Genomic DNA, 19,141 nt, shown 5'->3' on the forward strand with positions numbered 1-19,141 from the left:
TTGAAATTTGTCTCTAGATTATCATTAATTTAGACCAAAATTTTGAATTGTGAATTTATTAGAGATTGTTTGGAACTTTGAGCCGCGTGTAATTCCTTCTTTTAAATTGCCAGCATGGTACGGGCTAATGTGGGCGGCAGGCTTTTTGGTGGGTTATCGAATTATGGACAGGATGCTTAAGCGTGAAAATGCACCAGAAGGTTGGATGGACAAGATTTTGATTTACAGTTTACTCGGTGGGATTCTTGGTGCGCGGTTTGGGCATGTGTTCTTTTATGATTGGGAGTCTTACAGCGATAATCCGATTAGTATGCTTAAAATTTGGGAAGGTGGCCTAGCGAGTCACGGTGGCGCTATAGGAATTATTATTGCTACTTTTTTACTTTCGAAGTATGTTATAAAACGACCAATGGTTTATATTTTAGATCGATTAGTCGTTCCGACAGCATTTGCGGCTTTTTTAATTCGATTAGGAAACTTATTCAATCATGAAATTGTAGGAAAAGCTACAAATTCTGATTTTGGATTTAAATTTTTAAGGCATGATATTAATCAATGGGAAGCCATTCGTTTGACCGGAAGAGAATATTTACACGATGCGTATAGCATGATAGCGAATGATCCTAAGTTTGCATACGTGTTAGAGCAAGTGCCAAATCGTTACCCGGCTCAATTATATGAAGCTATTTGTTATTTAGTAATTTTTGGATTGTTAATGTGGCTGTACTGGAAAACAAATGCAGCAAAATTAAGCGGCTTTTTACTTGGAGTCTTCTTTACTTTACTCTTTAGTGCTCGCTTTTTTATTGAGTTTATAAAAGAGAGCCAGGGTGGAACAGATGATGCAGGTTTAATCGAATCGTTTGGGATAAACATGGGGCAAATTTTAAGTTTACCGCTTGTTTTGTTTGGGTTAATTTTGATTTTCAGAAAAATTGGTAAATTAAAACGGTCTACTGGAGAGGAGGCTTAGTCAATGTCGATATCCCAATCTTCATCGTCCGAGTTTATTATTTCATTCAGATAATCATTGTCTTCAAGCCTTGAATTATTGTTGGCTTTCGAAAGGATTAAGAATACCACACCGATACACCAGGCTGAAATGGCTAATATTGTTGGGTAAAACAGGATACTTAGGTTATGCAAAATTCCTTGAAATTGAAACAAACTTAGGATTATAGTTAAGATCGCTACTATCAACCCAATTATAAAGAAATCCTTCTTTTGATGTTGAAAGCAGATGGCTCCAAATAATAAGGTGCAAACCGCCAAAATCAAACTAAATATTTGTAGAAAAAACATGACTTAAAGAATTGATAAACTCAAAGGTTTGATTTTTATTTTCGCTGGCTCTCTGAGTGTTATTGGCTCACCATCAATATGACATAGTAGGTTTTCTTCGTTTTCTGTTTTTAGGTGAATAGGAGCATCAAAATTAATAAGGGTATGGTGTTGGGATCGATCAATTTTTCCTTTGAAAAATTTTATCGCCAGTTCAGGGCTTTTATACCATGGAAACTTTTCTAAAAATACGAGTTCAAATCTACCATCTTGCATGGACGATTTTGGAGAAATTTCAAAACCATTTCCAAATTGTGCAGAGTTTGCTATACTGCACATAAGCGCTTCTTTTTTTATTGAAAAACTATCGTTATTGGCAATGAATAAAGGTGGTTTATATGTTTTTAATTCGCGTAACACAAGTCTAGCATAAGACAGAAATCCTCGTTTTCCAAACTTATCAAATTGATGGGCGATATGCGCGTCAAATCCAAAACCGCAAGTACCAATAAAAGCATGTTCATTTACAATTCCTGTATCAATTTTTTGAGGCTTAAAAGCTGAAATTTGTTGAATCGCCTGTTTTAGTTTTAAAGGAATACCGAGGTGTCTAGCAGCACCGTTTCCCGAACCACAAGGTAAAATACCTAAGGCACATTTACTATCAATTAGTGCACTACCAATTTCATTTACTGAACCATCCCCACCTACGGCAACGATAGCATCAAATTTTGATTTCTGTTTTTCACTTATCTCTCTACCATGAAAACGATATTGAGTGTATTGGAACTTCCACTCAAAATGTCGGTTATCCAATATTTCATCCACCAGTTGAGGAATGATGTTTTTACGCCCTACACCAGAAATAGGGTTAATAATGAACAATATTCTTTTTTTAGAATTCAAATTAATCGACGGTCATTTGGTTATTGATTAATGCTTTGTTATAGGTTTGAATCATCACTTTTAGTTGATTTTCAAGATAAGCAGATAAGGCTACATTACCACCAAGGTTTTTTGTTTGTAATTGATCTTTTAAATTATAAACGCCTAGTATTTCTTCATTTTGATAAACGAGCAAATAGTTCTTATTCTGATAAGTTCCATAATACAAAAATTTATCTCCTATACAACTCACACTTTGCCCTGGTTTATCTTGAAATATTGATTGACCAAAAGCAAAAAACGGTTCATTGTGGCCAATTAAATTAAGGATGGACGGCATGATATCGACCTGACTCACAACTTTATCTTTTCTCCCTTTGAAATAAGGGTTTGTTGGATGATAAAATAGGAGAGGGATATGCATATTTCCCATATCTTTAAAATAAATAGGCGTACCAGAAGCAGGTGTATGATCTGCTACTAAAACAAACAAAGTTTCGTCGTACCAATCTTTAGTCTGGGCGTATTTAAAGAATTGATTGAGTGCATAATCGGCATAAGCAACGGCATCATGCATTTCTGTTGGACCGGTATTAAACTTGTTTTTATAGGGAGTGGGAATAGTGTAGGGGGGATGCGAAGAAATGGTGAAAATTGTAGAGAAAAAAGGACGTTTCATGTGATCAAATTGATCGGCAGACCATTTTAAAAAAGGCTCATCAAAAATTCCCCATGTACCATCAAAATCTTTATCATTAGCATATTCTGTTCTCCCATAATAGTGGTCAAAACCTGTTACATCTGAAAAAACATTAAAGTTCATTGAACCATTTGTTGCTCCATGAAAAAATCCTGATTCATAACCTTTTTGCCGTAAAATTTTTGGTAGCGATTCGATTTTGTTAGCAGCATATGATGAGGTTAAATACTCTTTCTCCATAAGTTTAGGAATTGAAGAAATCACAGAAGGCATTGCGTCCATAGATTTTTTCCCGTTCGAATAACAATTGGTATACACTAAAGATTGCTGAATTAATGAATCTAAAAATGGAGTATAAACGTTTTTCGTGCCGTTGATACTTGCAATATATTCTACAGAAAAGCTTTCTAATAAAATAATTACAATGTTAGGGTTGTTTAAGATCGGCTTGTCGGCGTAGGATTGAATCGGATTGAATCGTTCGATTAAAACTTCATCCGAGAAATAGTTTTTTTCTTTGAGTTCTATGTTTCCCCAGGTTTTTATAATTGAAAAGGCAGAATTTAAGACAAGAGGTATATTTTGGTCAATGGTATATGAAGCTGCATTTGGTGTAGAAATTGGTCTTAATCCAACACCTCCACGACCGATAATAACAAATAAACCAGCAATTATGGGGAAAATTATGGATTGTTTCAACCACGTTGTCGATTGACTGTCTTCCTTTAATCTATTAATTCTTTCGTATAAAATTCCCCCGAGTATCTGTAAGCAAATTAATGCTATTAACAAATACCAAAAGTCGCGTAGAAAGCTCGGCATTTGTTGTTGCAAATCATTTCCAAAACCTAACATATCAACCAGAGAGGCGGTGGATCTGGTTGAGGTGTGTTGAAAGTACTCAATATCAATTAGGTTCATCAACACTGTTAAAAATAAAATGAGGTGGAATCCAATTCTTAGAACCCATTGGAAGAACCTTAAACCTCGCCATTTATTCGGAATTAATTCTAGGGCCAATAAAGGTAGAAATACGATGGCTGTTGTGACAATGTCAAACCATAATCCAGCTAAAAAATCGCTAAAATATACGACAGGAAAAAGCTGGTTGTTGAATACTAAAAAGAGTAAACGACAAATCGTAAAAATTAAAACAAAAACTGCTGCTTTGAGCAGAAATCGTTTTAAGTAGTTTGGAAATATTTTTTGTGATACTTTCAATTTAGAATTCATCAACTCTTAACCAGTAGTCAAATAATTTTTCTTGATTTCCGTCAAAATTCCGGTTGTAATCATAATGCATATTGAACGATTCTTTTATGGTTATCGTATACGATAATAAAATTCCATCTCTAGCGATTAATAAATCAATTTTTTCCCCCACTGATAGTTCATCAATATGGTCCATTGTAACCGCCTCGGTTAATCGATATCCGTTAAACCCAATAATTTCATCATTAACACTTAAACCTTGCTCTTCTGCAACCGAACCACTGTATACCGTAGTAATTTTTATTTTTCCATTTTCAGTTTTTGTACGAATTCCAAGTTTTGAGTTGGGAATGGTTTTTTGACCGGTTACAGCCAATCCTATGCCTTTGAAAAATTTTTCGTAATCAATTACTTGAGTGCCATAAATGTAGTTATCGAAAAACCAATCCATATCTTCACCTAAAAAATCCTCTAATGCAGCATGAAATTCCTCTTCAGTGAACCCTATATCTTTCTTTTTGTAAAACTCTTGATAGAGAGCTTGCATAAAGTTATCCAATGATTTCTTGCCTTTGAACTTGGTAATGATGTATATGTCTAACATTGCAGCCAATATTTGCCCTTTAGAATAATAAGAAATCGTTGTGTTTACGCTGTTTTCATTTGAGCGATAAGCCTTAATCCAAGCATCGAAACTTGCGTGCGCAACGGGCTGAACAAGGTTACCAGGTTGATTTTCAACATAATTTATTGTTCCAAATAATTTTCCCAAATATTGATCCTGGGTATAAAGTCCAGCACGTCTTAAGGCCAATTCGTCGTAATAAGATGTAAACCCTTCCATTACCCAAAGTAAGTCAGTGTAATTCTCTTCGTCGTAATTAAATGGTCCGAGTTCTTTTGGACGTAATCGTTTAACATTCCACAAATGAAAGTACTCATGAGCAACTAAACTGATAAACCCGAAATAGCTATTGCCTTCATATGTCCAGCGTGAAACTTGTAAAGTGGTAGAATTTTTATGTTCCAATCCTCCTGAGGGATTCGTAAGATTATGGATAATGAATAAATATTCTTTATTCGGATTCTCCCCAAAAATTTTCGTTTCTGACTTAACAATTTTAGCCATGTCCGTTTTTAGTTTTTCAATGTCGTAATTCCCTTTTCCATACATCGCTACTTTATGGTGAACGCCTGCAGCTTCAAAAGAAAACTCTTGATGATTACCAATTTCAATAGGACAATCGACTAAATGATCATAATCTTTAAATGTATAAGTCGTACCTGATTCTAACGGTAAAGCGGTTGCAATTTTCTTAAAACTAGGATGAGGTTTGATTGTCAATTTTCCATTAATACCTTTTTTATCTTTAATGTACATAAACATGCTAGTACCATTAATATATCCATGAGAATCATCTAAAAAACTCGTTCTTACCGATAATTCAAAAGCGTATACCTCGTATTTTACTTTAATGGTGGAATGACCTTTCGTGTTAATTAACCAACTGTTTTTATTGATTTTTTCGATTGGAATTTTTACACCTTTATTATCGAATACCTTTACGAGGTTCACAGACTTGGCAAATTCACGTACGAGGTATGATCCAGGCGCCCATACGGGCATTTTTAAAATGGTTTCATTCGATTTAAGGTCAGAAATATCCATTGTAACCTCAAAATAATGAGAGTTTGGATTAGGCATTTCTAATTGATAATGTACTTCGGTTGCTAGCGCATTCATCGAAAAATAGATGAACCCTAACAATAAAAAGAATGATTTCTGCATTTTGTCTGATTTTAGCCCAAAAATAAGCATTTGAATTAAATAATAATTAGTTTTGTTCTAACACAAATTGTACCTAAAATGAAGTATATAATCACATCACTCTTATTTTCATCACTCTTAATTTCTTGTAACGCTTCAAGCGATGATGCTACTGATTCAAATTCAGGTGAAAGCGAGGAATTAGCAAGGTTAAGAAGCGAAAACAGAGAACTTTCCAATCAACTGGTAGAAAAAGATTCAGTTTTAAATGAATCAATTATGCTCTTTAATGAAATTGAAGAAAATTTAGCGATGATTAATCTGAAAGAGGATGAAATTCGATACCGATCAAATGATATAGAATTAGCTGAAGACGGAAAGCAATGGATTTTACAAGAAATTCAAAATATTAATTACCTAAGGGAAGCAAATCAAAAAAAGGTTAGCGAATTGAATAAACAGTTGGCGAATAAAAATCTTGAGATTGATCAATTTAAGGCAATGGTTTCAAATTTGATGAACAAAATTGAAGTTCAGGAAGAAGAAATTGAGATGTTAAGAACTGAGCTTGCAGAACTGGATAAAGAATACGTTGAATTATTAGAGGCATATCAAGAACAGTCTCAAATTGCAGCTGAAACAATTCAAGAACTCAACACCGTTTATTATGCTTATGGTTCGGAGGAAGAATTAATTAACAACGGAGTAATTGTTAAAGAAGGAGGATTTATTGGGATGGGTAAAAAGACTTCAATTAAAGGAGATTTAAACGATGATTACTTTACTAAAATTGACTTAACAAAAGTGGATAAAATTGATGTGGTAGGAAAGAAGGTTAAATTCATTACTGATCACCCATCGAGTTCATATAGCATTCAAACTAATGGTCAAAATCACAGTATTAAAATTAACGACCCCAAGTCATTTTGGAAAGTATCAAAATACTTAGTAGTTGTCGTAGACTAAAAGACTAAAAAAATATCGATTAAAGGTAGAAAAGGATTGCAATTTTGTAATCCTTTTTTATTGGATACTCATGACTAAAATTGATATATAAGTAACGTATGAACTTAAAAGTAAGAGACCTTTAAAGCGACCAACTTTTTTACCAAAAATAAGCATTGGGAATAAAGCTAAAGCAATACCAATCATCCACCAATAATCAACTTGAATTGATTTTTCTGAGACCGCTATTGGAGTTACAATAGAAGTTAATCCAACCACTGCCATAATATTAAAGATATTAGACCCAATTAAGTTACCAATTGATATATCTGTTTCGCCTTTGTAAGCTGCAACAGCAGATGTTATTAATTCTGGTACTGAAGTGCCAAATGCAACGACAGTAACGCCAATAACGCGTTCTTCCATGCCAAAACTCATTGCAATTTCTGTCGCACCATATACAAGCCATTCTGCGCCAAAATATAATCCTACTAAGCCAATGGCCAAGAAAAAAATAGATAAAAGGGGCTTGTCTTTGACTTGACTAATTTCAGCGTTTTCAGCGACATTTTCTTCGTTTGATTTTTTTGTAGCTTTTCGTGAATTTCGAATGAGTAGATATGTGAAAATGGCTAAAATTGTGAATAAAATGATTCCTTCGTAGCGTTGTATTTCTCCATCTAACGAGAATAAAAGAAAAAGTAAGGTGGCAAACATCATCATAGGCCAATCTATTCGCTTAGAATTTCGGTCTACGACTATTGGGAGAATGAGAACTGAAATTCCAAGGACTAAAGCAATATTTGCGATGTTGGATCCAACAACATTCCCTATCGCTATTTCAGGATGCCCTCCCATGGCAGCATCAATACATACTAATAATTCTGGGGCAGACGTACCAAAAGAAATTACTGTCATACCTATAACTAGGGTTGAAATTTGGAATTTCTTAGCAATTCCTACTGCACCACGAACTAAAAAGTCACCTGCGAATACCAGTGTAACTAAGCCTAAAATGAGCCAAAAATACATCATGATTCAGTCGGTTTGTTTGATTTGTTTTGTATGGGTTGAGAATCCTCTGGAGCCTTTAGACTGGTATCAGGATTATCTTGTTTAAAATCTTGAGGTTCGTTTTGCTGTGGTTCCTCCTCTATCATTTTTTTTATATCGGTAAGTGGATTATTTTCGCGAATTCCGTTACGAAAGTCAGCCGTAGAGTCTTGTATGTCTCGTTTAATCTCGTCTGTTGCAGTTCGAATTTCACGCATTCCTTTGCCAAGAGTTTTAGCGATACTTGGAAGGCTTTTCGCACCAAAAAGCATTAGGACAGCGAGAAGGATGAAAATAAGTTCAAATCCACCGATACTATTTAAAAAGAGTAATGTCATATAACTAAAAAAGCCCTCCAAAGTTAAGGAAGGCTTTTCAAATTTTGTGTGTAAATCTTATTTTTTTTCTTCTTCGTTTGTAAGGTCTATTACTGCAGGAGTTGCAATAAACAATGAAGAGTATGTTCCAACAACAACACCTACCATTAATGCAAATACAAATCCTTGAATTGCAGCACCTCCAAACAAGAAGATGACAAATAGTACTATGAAAGTAGAAACAGAAGTATTAACCGTTCGACCTAAAGTTGAATTCAGTGCCATGTTAATCACTTCTTTTCTGTTTTTCTTAGTATGTAAACCTAAGTACTCTCTAATTCTATCAAATACAACTACCGTATCGTTAATTGAATAACCAACAACAGTAAGTATTGCTGCTATAAAGGCTTGATCAATTTCCATTGAGAATCCAATCCATCCGTGGAAAATTGAGAAAATTGATAAAACGATAATAACGTCATGCGCCATTGCAATTAGAGCACCCAATCCATATTGCCATTTTCTAAAACGGAACAGGATATATAAGAAAATTACAAGTAGAGAGAAACCAATTGCATAAAACGAGTTTGCTTTCAAGTCCTTAGAAATCGTTGGAGCGATTTTCTTTGACTCAGTGGTTTCAAATGCGCCAAAAGAAGTTAAACCAGCACGAAGCTTAGATTCTACTAAACTGTCTGTAGCTCCTGTTGCGTCTTCAATTTTATACTTGGTGGTAATTAGAGCTGTTGAAGTATTGTCTACCATCTTTACATTTGGTTCATCTCCTTCGAACTCAACTTTTAAAGCTTCTCTAATCCCTTCATAGTCTGCGTTTTGATCATTGAAAACAACTTTATATTGTCTTCCTCCCGCAAAATCTACCCCATAATCTAGACCTCTTGTCGCCAATGAAATAGCACCGGCAATGATTACAGCTCCTGATACCAAGTAGAACATTTTACGTTTTTTAACGAAGGCCACATTATTTTTTGTGAACCAGTTCTCTGTGATTTTTGTAGAGAATTGGACTTTGCGGTCTTTTTCAACAAAAGCCATCACAATCAATCGAGTGATAACTACTGCTGCGAAGAAAGAGGTGAAGATACCAATGATTAAAGTTGTTGCAAATCCTTTTATTGGTCCTGTACCAAAAGTTGCGAGAACGATACCGGTTAATAGTGTAGTAATATTTGCATCCAAAATTGCAGATAATGCTTTTGAATATCCTTCTTTAATGGCTCCTTTAACATTTTTACCGTTACGTAATTCTTCTCGAATTCTCTCAAAGATTAGAACGTTTGCATCTACGGACATACCAATAGTTAAAACAATACCTGCAATTCCAGGTAAAGTTAAAATCGCCTTCAGTGAAGCTAGTGCACCAATTAGTAGGAAAATGTTGATTACTAATGCAGCGTCAGCAATTAAACCTGCCTTATTGTAGTAAAATACCATATAAATTAATACAATACATAACGCTAAAAGGAAAGACCAAATTCCCGCTGAGATATTTTCTTGCCCTAAAGAAGCTCCTACTACAGATTCATCAACAATTTTAACTGGTGCTGGAAGAGCTCCTGCATTTAATAGTCCTGCCAAGTCATTTGCTTCAGCTAAAGTAAAGCTTCCTGTAATTGAAGAGTTATAAGTCATAACACCGTTAACCACTGGTGCAGAGAAAACCAAACCATCCATGGTGATTGCTACTTGTTGGTTTAGATTATCAGTAGTCATGTCCTCCCATTTCGAAGCACCAATTTTATTCATGACCATTCTAACACCATAACTTCCAATTTGTGAATCATCTAAAGCTGCATAGTCAATGTCTTCTCCATTCACTCGAGGACCATTTTTAGGTACTTTAATGGCGTGCAAGCCAACAACACCAGTAGGAAGTTTGTTTTCGTCTTCAATTTCTTTAGAATCCCACATGAAAACTAAGTCTTGTGGCAAAGAAGTCCGCATTACCTGATGACGCAGACGAGCGTTCAATGCAGCCGTATCTTTAACGTTTGCATAACCAATAACAGATCCTGAACGGAATCCAACAGGTTGTCCTTCCTCATTGTATTCGTAAGCCATTGAAAGAACAGATGAAATTGGATATTTTTTCTCTAATTCAGCACGTGTTTTAGCAGAATCAGGTACTTCGTCCTCTTCTAATAAATCATCTTCGATTAAATCTTCACCGAGTAAATCATCGATTGGATTGTTTGTAGAGTCAGGCGTCTCATTCGCAGTCAAAGTTGAATCTGTGTTCACCGTGTCAACTGCTTCTTCCTCAACTTCAATACCTGCTAATGCTTTTCTTAATTCCTCTTCTTTACTTAATAAGATGTTCGAAATACCACTAGCATTATCATAAACTTCATAAAACTCTAAGTTGGCTGTTGCTTGTAGTTTTCTACGAACAGATACTTTATCACTAACACCTGGTAATTCAACAAATATTCTGTTCGAACCAGCTTGTTTTTGGATTGTTGGTTGGGCAACCCCAAATTGATTCACCCTTTTTTCGATGATAATTTCAACTCCGTCTAAAGCATTGTTGGCTTGTTCTTTCAAAAACGCATTTACCTCCTCATTAGTAGCTTCTGCCGCTAACTGATCAGGGTTGTGCATGTGAAAGATTTTAGCTAATGGTGTTTCAGGATTTGCTGTTTCGAATTCAGAAACGAATAAATCGATGAAATCACCTTCTCCAGCATTTGTTTTCTCATTAGCCGCATCATAAGCTGTTTTAAACTGTAAGTTGCGGGTATTACCAGCTAGTGAAGCAACAAGTTCCGGAACAGAAATTTCGAGTGTAGCACTCATCCCTCCCTTAAGGTCTAGTCCTAAGTTAATCTCGTTTTCTTTACATTCGGCGTAAGTAAAACCAGCAAAATGAATTTCTTCATTCATTTGACTTTTTAAATATTCACCTTTGTATAAATTGATCAATTCACTACTATCAGCAGGCGTTGACAAATCATACTCCGTTTCTCCAATTTGAAGAACGCTAGTATTCGCTCCTACCAAAGAGTCAATTTTATTCTCTGCGTATTCTTCAGCGTCGTTTTCAACTCGGTTAGTCGCAAACGTGAAAGAAAGCTGATAAATACAAGCCAATGCTAATGCGATAGTTATTGACCAAAAAAATCCTTTATTTCTCATTTAAAGTGATAGTTTATCTAATGTACAATTTTCAAGCCTGCAAATATAGAATTTCAAATGTAAATAACCAATTCAAAAGCAGGTAAATAATGAAAGGGTATGTTTTTTAGTTAAGTTCCTGTTAGTTAGTTAGGTTACTTGTTTTTTTAACTGAAAAAACCGTTTAAACAAAAGCTTAAACGGTTAAAATTTTATCATTTTTGTGTTTTAAGCTTTGTAAAATGGAGCTTTTTTAACAATAGCTTTTAATTGCTTGTTTCTTACTTCTATAAAGATTTCAGAATCAACGGTTGAGTTTTCGACTGTAACGTACCCAAGACCAATAGCTTTATTTAATGAAGGCGCCATGGTTCCTGAAGTTACTTCTCCAATTTTTTCACCGTTAACATTGTTAATTGTATATCCATTTCTTGGGACACCCCTATCAACTAGTTCGAAACCAACTAATTTTCTCTTTACACCTTCTTCTTTTTGAGATTTCAAATTTTCAGAGTTTACAAAGTCTTTGGTGAATTTAGTCACCCAACCTAATCCTGCTTCTAAAGGTGAAGTTGTATCATTAATGTCGTTACCATAAAGACAATACCCCATTTCTAATCTCAAGGTATCGCGGGCAGCTAATCCTATAGGTTTAATGCCCCAATCTTTACCTGCTTCAAATACCGCATCCCAAATCTTTTGAACTTCATCATTTTTGCAATAAATTTCGAAGCCACCTGAACCTGTGTATCCCGTAGCAGAGATGATGACATGCTCGATTCCAGCGAAAGGCCCAACTTTAAAATTATAAAAAGGTATTCCCGCCAAGTCAATTGAAGTAAGGCTTTGCATAGCTTCGGCTGCTTTAGGTCCTTGAATAGCCAGTAAAGAATAATCGTCAGAGAGGTTTCTCATTTCTGCACCCATGGTATTATGAGAGCTTATCCAGTTCCAGTCCTTTTCAATATTTGAAGCATTTACCACCAAGAGGTATTGTTCTTCCTTGATCTGGTAAATAATTAAATCATCTACAATTCCGCCATTATCGTTTGGAAGACAACTGTATTGTGCTTTACCAATTTCTAATTTGCTCGCGTCATTTGAAGATACGCGTTGAATCAATTCTAGTGCTTTTTCTCCACTGATTAAAAATTCTCCCATGTGCGAAACGTCGAAAACTCCAACGCCTTGTCGTACTGTTTCGTGTTCAGCTTTTACTCCTTCATATTGAACAGGCATATTGAATCCTGCGAATGGGACCATTTTAGCTCCTAATTCAATGTGTGTATTTGTTAAAGCGGTATTTTTCATTGTATATATCTTTGTTTGATTAAATTCAATTTAAATTGAGGCAAATATAAAGTATTTAAACTTGCGGGATATAGAAGGCCAAAAAAAAGCAGCCTCTGTGGACTGCTTTTTACATATCTTAAGAAAATTGTTAATGTTTTACAACCTTTTTTACTGCTTTTAATGAATTTTGATCGTCATAAAATTCAACAAAGTAAGTACCTCTAGCGTTATACTGATTTAGATCGATAATAGTGGATGCACTGCTGATGTCAATTCTCAGAATGGTTTTACCGATAATATCTTTAATCAAAATAGACCCTCCGATGTACTTTGTATCAATAATCAGGTTTCCTTTTGTGGGGTTAGGGTATATTTTAATATTATTGGCTTCCTCATCTCCAACGTTCAAACAATCCACAACATTAACAGTTAAAGTGTTGCCAGATAAACATTCTTCGTCTTCCATAGAGTAGGTGACAACCCAAGAACCCTCTCCCGACAACGCAGGGTTAAATTCGCCAGTTTCTTCATCAATACAATCACCGCATGTTGAGGACCAGGTTCCGCCTGTTTCGCTTGCGTTTAAAATAATTGAGCTCGATTGAATACAAATGGTTTGGTTATCATCTACGACTATTTCATAGGCGTCAGAAACATTTGCCACGGCTTCTACACGGTCACTAACACATTCGTAGGTGTGGATTTCCCAGTCATAGAAGAAATAATAGAAATTATCTCCGGCACTACTGTTAATGATTTCAACAGAACCATCGAGTATATATGGGTAGGTCGTTCCTCCATCGTTATTTCTGTACAAATTCGGAGTACTACCTAAGGCCGTTCCTAATTGTAAATTTGAACCAACAGGAAGAGCTAAATCTAAGGTTACAACACTTTCTCCGTCTGGGATATAGATGACCTTTGATTCAATGATGCTTCCGTCATTATCTCTTAACTCTATCGTTCTATTTCCAGCACCATTTGCGTAAACTTTTACAGATTTTAAAGTAACTGGGGTAGGGTTGTTGAAAATCATGTGTTGGTCGCCGGCAAAATTTCCTCCTCCGGCAAAAGAATTATTGGGAGGTCCAACGAATTGAGGGTCATCAAAAACATCGTCTTCAACCCAGTAAGATGTTGTTGTGGCGAGTGCAGGGGTAATAAAACTAGGACCTATATGCAGCGGAGTTTCATCCATTTCGTCTTCGTACCATTTTATTGTACCTGCACCAGCAGCAACTAAGGTGGCAGGTTCATCCTCACAAATTTCAGCACCTGAAACAATCGGGTTTTCAGGACTATTTACAACGATATAATCTGTTTTAACTTCGACATCTTCCCCAGCAATATTTGTTGCTGTTAAACTAACTGTGTATGTTCCATCACCAGCATAAGTATGCTCTGGGTTCTGATCAGTTGAAGTTGATCCATCTCCGAATTCCCATAACCACTCTATTGGAGCATTGGTCGTTAAGTCGGTAAAATAAACCAGGCCAGAACAACTTTCTTCCGAATTTACTGTGAATTCTGCATCTGGTAATTCAACAGGAATTTCGCACGACCATTCTATTTCAAAACCATTTTCTTGTAAATAATTGTCTGAATGAAAAACTAAGGTTATTGCTCCACCTGTAGAAGTAATGTCGGAAGGCGGTACAGTGTTACAATAGCGACCGATTAACGGTGATAAATCACTCGGACCGTCATAAATTTCAAGATAGTCGTAATCACATATATCATCAGAGCCTTCTTCAATGTCAAACATTACAAAAGATAGATTAACAGAAGACGCCCCAAAAGGAGCAATTGTAATCCATGAATCTTCAGCGGCACCATATTGTGCATCAGGACCACCACTATCAAATAAAGTACCTTCGCAGCTTGTTTGTGTTGAGCCTCCACCTGATTCTGGCATAATTATGACACAATCCATGGTCGGATCAACCACGATATAAGCCGTCTTAGTAATGGCATCTGTCCCACATTCTCCACCATCCGCAGTAAGCGTTACAGTATAAGTTCCTTCTTCCGTGTACGTGTGAGAAGGTGATTCATCAGTACTCGTACCGCCATCGCCAAAGTCCCAAGTATACGTCATCGCGTTTAAACTTAGGTTTGTAAAGTTTGCGGTGTAAGGCAGGGTACAACCAACTGTATCACTTGTTACGAAATCTGCAGTAGTTTCAGCACTGAAGATTTCACCAACACCTACTGCGTACCACGCGTTTCCTGTTTGTTGCACTTCAAATGAACAACCTCCGAATAAATCTTCTGCAGCAACTAAAGAATAAAAACGAGCATCGTTAAACTGTGAGCTGGTCGTTAAGTACACTGTGAGATTTCTAAACGCAATTGCACTAGCTGATTCAATACCTATCGACTCAACATCATAAGCATCTCCATTATCATTTGTGCCTGTTCCACCAACAGATAGCAAATAGTACCAGAAATTTTGCACACCACTATTAGTATGTACTCCGCCGCTATCGCCACCACCAAGAGGAGCCCAATAATCTCCAAAATAGGTGTCTGGGTCCCCTTCTGAATTTGGGTTGGACATAGACCTAAGCGGTCCAGTTAATCCGATATCTAATCCAATTAACCAATCCCAATCCTCTGGTCGCCCAAAATGTTCAATTGCTGTTCCAAAAATATCACTGAACGATTCGTTTAGAGCACCAGATTCATCAGCATAAACGAGGTTAGCCGTAAAAGTTGTTAATCCATGTGTTACTTCGTGACCACATACATCAAGACCAGTCAAGGGAGTGAAGTAGATATTACCATCTCCGTAAGTCATACGTTCTCCATCCCAGAAAGCATTATCAAAATCTACAGAATAATGGACGTAGCTGTTTAATTGAAATCCGGCGTTGTCAATACTATTTCGATCATGGTCACTTAAGAAATAATCGTAAGTCATTTCTGCTCCCCAATGTGCATCAGTAGCATATTCATCTTTTTCCGGGTTTACATTGTTCCAATCATTATCGTCGTCAATAAAATCCACAGCATCTCCGTAAAAAGTCCCTTCATTCATGTCAAAAGTACGAACGCCATCACCACGTGAGGCATCTCTCAATCGATATTCTCCCTCATGGCTGTCTGCGATAATTTCTCGAGCACCACTATAGGCTGTATGAGCAGTGCCTTCTTCGTCGGCATGATAAATTAATTTGTTTTCACGAATAACCTCACCCGTGATTGCATCAACATAAACATATGCTCTATATAAGGGGGCATGCGCGTATATGTTAAATTTATACGCAAGTCGATAATCATTCAATAGAAATGAGCAGTTTTTAGAAACCATAACTTGTTCTCCCGTTGGGAAAAAGGTTGCTTCCGGATTGTTTTGTTCCCATTTAATATGTTGTTCCTCAATCGGCAATTCCCATTTATAAACAGAAGCACCAACAAAATCCTTAGCTTTATTGAGGGCCTCATCTTCTGATAAAACGGGAGTACTTTCCGCTGGAATTTTGTCATAAATTAGGCCGTTTAACGAGTATACTTTATCTGCTTTTGTATGTGCAATCCATATAGCATCCTCTATGGGCTTTCCGTTGTACGTTTGTTGGAATCGATAATGAGTATGTCCTAAAATATCAACGTCTTCACGGAGAAGTTTAAAGCTGATATTTGGGTCAAATCTGAAATTGTTGTTCATCCATTTTGCAAGATCGTCTATATCAATTTGGCCCTCATCTTTAAATTTGATATAAGACGGCAAAGAGCTGAATTTGCTTTCACGAACAAGTTCAGTGTTTTTATGTCGTTTTAAGGCTTCGAGTCCTGTGTAAACTTTTTGTGCAGATAGATAATTAAGACTTACGAATAGTACGGCCGTAATAATCCAATGTAACTTCGAAATTTTCATGGTAGTTTTTTTTCTAATGACGCAATATAGCGAAAAAAAACATAAGAAAATTTAAAAACGATTTGAATTAAGCAGTTGAAAGTTAAAAAAGTACAACTGATATTGAATAGAGGGGATATCGATTGCGACTAAAATTCTTCAACCTCGACAAGGTTGAAGTTTAATTTATGAAAAAGAAGTTTGAACTCTTCCCCAGCTTCTTTCATATCATCATCATATTGTTCGTAATACCACTTTACTTCCAGCTCTGTATTGACAGTACTTTCAGAAAGGTCTCGGATTAAATTTCGTATGACAAGTGTCGAGCTCGTATTAAAGTACTCTAACTTAAATTCTAGCGTCGTTTTCTTATTTGGATTTTGTAAGTATTCATTGATCTTCTCATTTATCGGGGAATAAAATGAGTAGGGATCTTCGGGTATTGAAATCCCAGCGAGTAATATTTGTCCATTTTCTGGATTAACAATTACCTTCGGGGTTTTTAATGTAGCTTTAATTTCTAGAGACATGTTTATCGTCAATTGCTGTTTGGTATAATTGTAATAACGAGTAAAACTAGTAAAAGTTCAATTTAGAACCTAAAATTATCGAGATAAAATTTAAGTATTTAAAAAAAGTGTGATTCAATTTTTAAATAAATCACACTTTTGAATATCGAAAATATTGAATTATTATAATTTCAAAACTTGTCCGAAATAACGATCCGTTGTGCCATTTGAATTTTTCAAATACACGATCCAAGTATACATTTCACCAGAAGGAGCCATGTCATTCATACGAGAGTCTATACCTCTCCACGGTTCGTTCACATTCTTGGTTTGATAAATTTGATTCCCGGCTTTGTTAAAGATTACCATCTCAAATTCTTTATTCATCACTTCTAGGGCCGACGGCATAAAGTAATTATTCGTAGCACTCTCGGTAGAAAAAGCGGTTGGGGCGTACAAATTAAAATCTTCTTTTACTTCTATGGACTTTTCTATAATTGATGAGCAATTATTCGAATTTGTAGTTTTGAGTTGTACACTATAGTCCCCTTTTTGTTTAAAAGTATATTCGAATAAATCTTTATCCGCGAAGAGCTGATTATTTATTTTCCAAGTTACATGCTCCTTTTCTTCCGTTAAACATTCGAATTGAAATGCAGGAAGATGTTCTGTGGGCTGATGTATTGTAAAATCTGCAGCAGGACTTTCCTTGATGTGAATTGCTTCAGTGTGTGTGGCTAATAATGTTGAATGACCTTGATCATAAACATTTAGACTTATTGTATAAGATCCTGCATGAATATAACTATGTTGTGCATTCAGGGCTGTTTTCCGGTTTCCATCTCCGAATAACCACTCGTATATCAAGTTATTTTCAGATGATTCAGGACTTACATGAACTACCTCACCTGTACAAATAGTAGAAGACTCAATACTGAAAAGCGCTAAAAACTCATTATTTTTAAGATTGTGCTCTGAAAAATCTTCGTTAGCGTTTTTATGCGTCTTAACCTCTTCTCCATATTTTGGAGATTCAGTATAAGAAGGAGTCATATCAGGGATTACGAATTCTGTAGAAGAATCGATTGGAGCTAAAGATGAACTAGAAATTGGAGTAATAAAATCCGCATTATTCGTTCTCGCTATATTTTTTTCGGTTGTTTCACTTGTTGAGCGAATTTCTTCGGTTTCAGCAAGGCTTTTTTCTTCAAGAATATTCTCAGACTCAGTTTTTTGTTTATCAGTATTAATTTCGATTGAGCTAATTGGAGCATGTTTATAGGAAGGTGTAGCATTAACAATTACATCCAGATCATCGTTAGGGGTAAACACAAATATGCCCATTGCAATCAAGCCTAATGCAGCAGCAGTACCACTCACCCAATGCAGAATTGAAGGCGTAGAATGTACACGCCCTTTTATTGCTTTCCATGCTTTGGGGTTGTAGGGCGCCTCGTGCCCTTCTAAAGCATTTCTGACAGCATCCTCCATGGGATTATCCAATTGTTTGTTTAGTTTGTCCCATGCACCCGCGTCAAAAGGCATTTCATGCCCTTCAATTGCTGATTTAAATATTTTACCAATATCACTCATGTTCGTTCAAATTCGCGAACTTTATCGTTAGTTGCGCTCGCAGTTTTTGTTTCGCTTTTGCTAAGTTGGATTTAGAAGTACCTTCACTTATCCCTAAATATTCAGCGATTTCTTTGTGAGTAAATCCTTCTATTACGTACATGTTAAAAACCATTCTGTACGCAGGGGATAACTCACTAATCGCCTCTATGGCAGTTTCTGCTTTTAATTTCGCGTAATATTCATCCTCTTCAACGGAGAATGGTGGATCCTCTTCGAAATCCTGCACCCGTTCTTCATCGTCAATCAAGAAAGGGTCTCTTTTGTTTTTTCGAATTTGATCGATAGCAGTGTTCACCATAATTCTTCTTATCCAACCTTCCAAAGAACCTTCAAAATTGTAAACATCCAGTTTTTTGAATACTTTAATGAAACCGTTTTGCACCATATCTTGCGCTTCGTCCGCATCTTTAGCGTAACGATAGCAAACAGACATCATCTTACCGTAAAACATTTCAAATAATTGCTTTTGAAACTTGCGCTTACCTCGGATGCAACCGTCTACGATTTCTTTTAATTCTTCTTTTTTTTCCACGGTGTTTACATTCAATT

14 protein-coding genes are annotated in these 19,141 nt (G+C 36.0%); 2 read left to right on the top strand and 12 right to left on the bottom strand.

Going from position 1 to position 19,141, the window contains the following annotated elements; genetic code table 11:
* Positions 1 to 49: 49 nt before the first annotated feature.
* The gene (lgt, locus tag A8143_RS06935) at positions 50 to 973 is read left to right on the top strand and encodes a prolipoprotein diacylglyceryl transferase (protein WP_217494792.1); all 924 of its coding nucleotides are present in this window, start codon (positions 50 to 52) and stop codon (positions 971 to 973) included.
* Here lgt and A8143_RS06940 read toward each other — a convergent pair.
* Genes A8143_RS06940 through A8143_RS06955 form a run of 4 tightly spaced genes read right to left on the bottom strand, consistent with a single transcriptional unit; the run spans position 970 to position 5,867 of the window.
* Entirely contained in the window at positions 970 to 1,302 is a 333-nt protein-coding gene (locus tag A8143_RS06940) for a hypothetical protein (RefSeq protein WP_066757581.1), read from the bottom strand. The genes lgt and A8143_RS06940 overlap by 4 nt on opposite strands.
* Before the next feature lie 3 nt (positions 1,303 to 1,305).
* Positions 1,306 to 2,166, bottom strand: coding sequence for a diacylglycerol/lipid kinase family protein (locus A8143_RS06945; RefSeq protein WP_066757584.1), 861 nt, complete (start codon positions 2,164 to 2,166; stop codon positions 1,306 to 1,308).
* A 22-nt stretch (positions 2,167 to 2,188) separates the two neighbouring features.
* On the bottom strand, positions 2,189 to 4,087 hold the full coding sequence (locus tag A8143_RS06950) for an LTA synthase family protein (RefSeq protein WP_175437503.1): 1,899 nt from the start codon (positions 4,085 to 4,087) through the stop codon (positions 2,189 to 2,191).
* A gap of 1 nt (position 4,088) precedes the next feature.
* Complete coding sequence (locus A8143_RS06955; protein WP_066758147.1) at positions 4,089 to 5,867, bottom strand: M61 family metallopeptidase; 1,779 nt, start codon at positions 5,865 to 5,867, stop codon at positions 4,089 to 4,091.
* A 78-nt stretch (positions 5,868 to 5,945) separates the two neighbouring features.
* Between A8143_RS06955 and A8143_RS06960 the strand changes: the two genes are divergently transcribed.
* Positions 5,946 to 6,812, top strand: a complete 867-nt coding sequence (locus tag A8143_RS06960; RefSeq protein WP_066757596.1) for a Cbp1 family collagen-binding glycoprotein adhesin — start codon at positions 5,946 to 5,948, stop codon at positions 6,810 to 6,812.
* 57 nt (positions 6,813 to 6,869) lie between these two features.
* On the opposite strand, the gene A8143_RS06965 is transcribed toward A8143_RS06960, so the two are convergent.
* The 8 genes from A8143_RS06965 to A8143_RS07000 form a co-directional block, all read right to left on the bottom strand.
* Positions 6,870 to 7,826: a calcium/sodium antiporter gene (locus tag A8143_RS06965; RefSeq protein ID WP_066757598.1), complete on the bottom strand. Its 957-nt coding sequence runs from the start codon at positions 7,824 to 7,826 to the stop codon at positions 6,870 to 6,872.
* Positions 7,823 to 8,182 (bottom strand): Sec-independent protein translocase subunit TatA/TatB, encoded by a 360-nt coding sequence (locus tag A8143_RS06970; protein ID WP_066757600.1) that lies wholly within the window; start codon positions 8,180 to 8,182, stop codon positions 7,823 to 7,825. Before A8143_RS06970 ends, A8143_RS06965 begins: the two co-directional genes overlap by 4 nt.
* Before the next feature lie 57 nt (positions 8,183 to 8,239).
* Positions 8,240 to 11,317, bottom strand: coding sequence for a protein translocase subunit SecDF (gene secDF / locus A8143_RS06975; protein ID WP_066757602.1), 3,078 nt, complete (start codon positions 11,315 to 11,317; stop codon positions 8,240 to 8,242).
* A gap of 207 nt (positions 11,318 to 11,524) precedes the next feature.
* Positions 11,525 to 12,607 carry a glycine cleavage system aminomethyltransferase GcvT gene (gcvT, locus tag A8143_RS06980; protein ID WP_066757603.1) on the bottom strand — a complete coding sequence of 361 codons (1,083 nt, stop codon included), beginning with the start codon at positions 12,605 to 12,607 and terminating at the stop codon, positions 11,525 to 11,527.
* A 130-nt stretch (positions 12,608 to 12,737) separates the two neighbouring features.
* A complete protein-coding gene (locus A8143_RS17350) occupies positions 12,738 to 16,469 on the bottom strand; it encodes a M4 family metallopeptidase (RefSeq protein WP_066757606.1) in 3,732 nt (1,243 codons plus the stop codon).
* A 128-nt stretch (positions 16,470 to 16,597) separates the two neighbouring features.
* A complete protein-coding gene (locus A8143_RS06990) occupies positions 16,598 to 16,978 on the bottom strand; it encodes a DUF1987 domain-containing protein (protein WP_066757609.1) in 381 nt (126 codons plus the stop codon).
* Between the two features lie 162 nt (positions 16,979 to 17,140).
* Positions 17,141 to 18,550, bottom strand: coding sequence for a PKD domain-containing protein (locus A8143_RS06995; protein ID WP_066757612.1), 1,410 nt, complete (start codon positions 18,548 to 18,550; stop codon positions 17,141 to 17,143).
* A complete protein-coding gene (locus A8143_RS07000; RefSeq protein WP_066757615.1) occupies positions 18,543 to 19,124 on the bottom strand; it encodes an RNA polymerase sigma factor in 582 nt (193 codons plus the stop codon). The genes A8143_RS06995 and A8143_RS07000 overlap by 8 nt, the downstream gene beginning before the upstream one ends.
* Between the last annotated feature and the right edge of the window lie 17 nt (positions 19,125 to 19,141).

The organism is Crocinitomix algicola, from assembly GCF_001661595.2.
Lineage (GTDB): Bacteria > Bacteroidota > Bacteroidia > Flavobacteriales_D > Crocinitomicaceae > Crocinitomix > Crocinitomix algicola.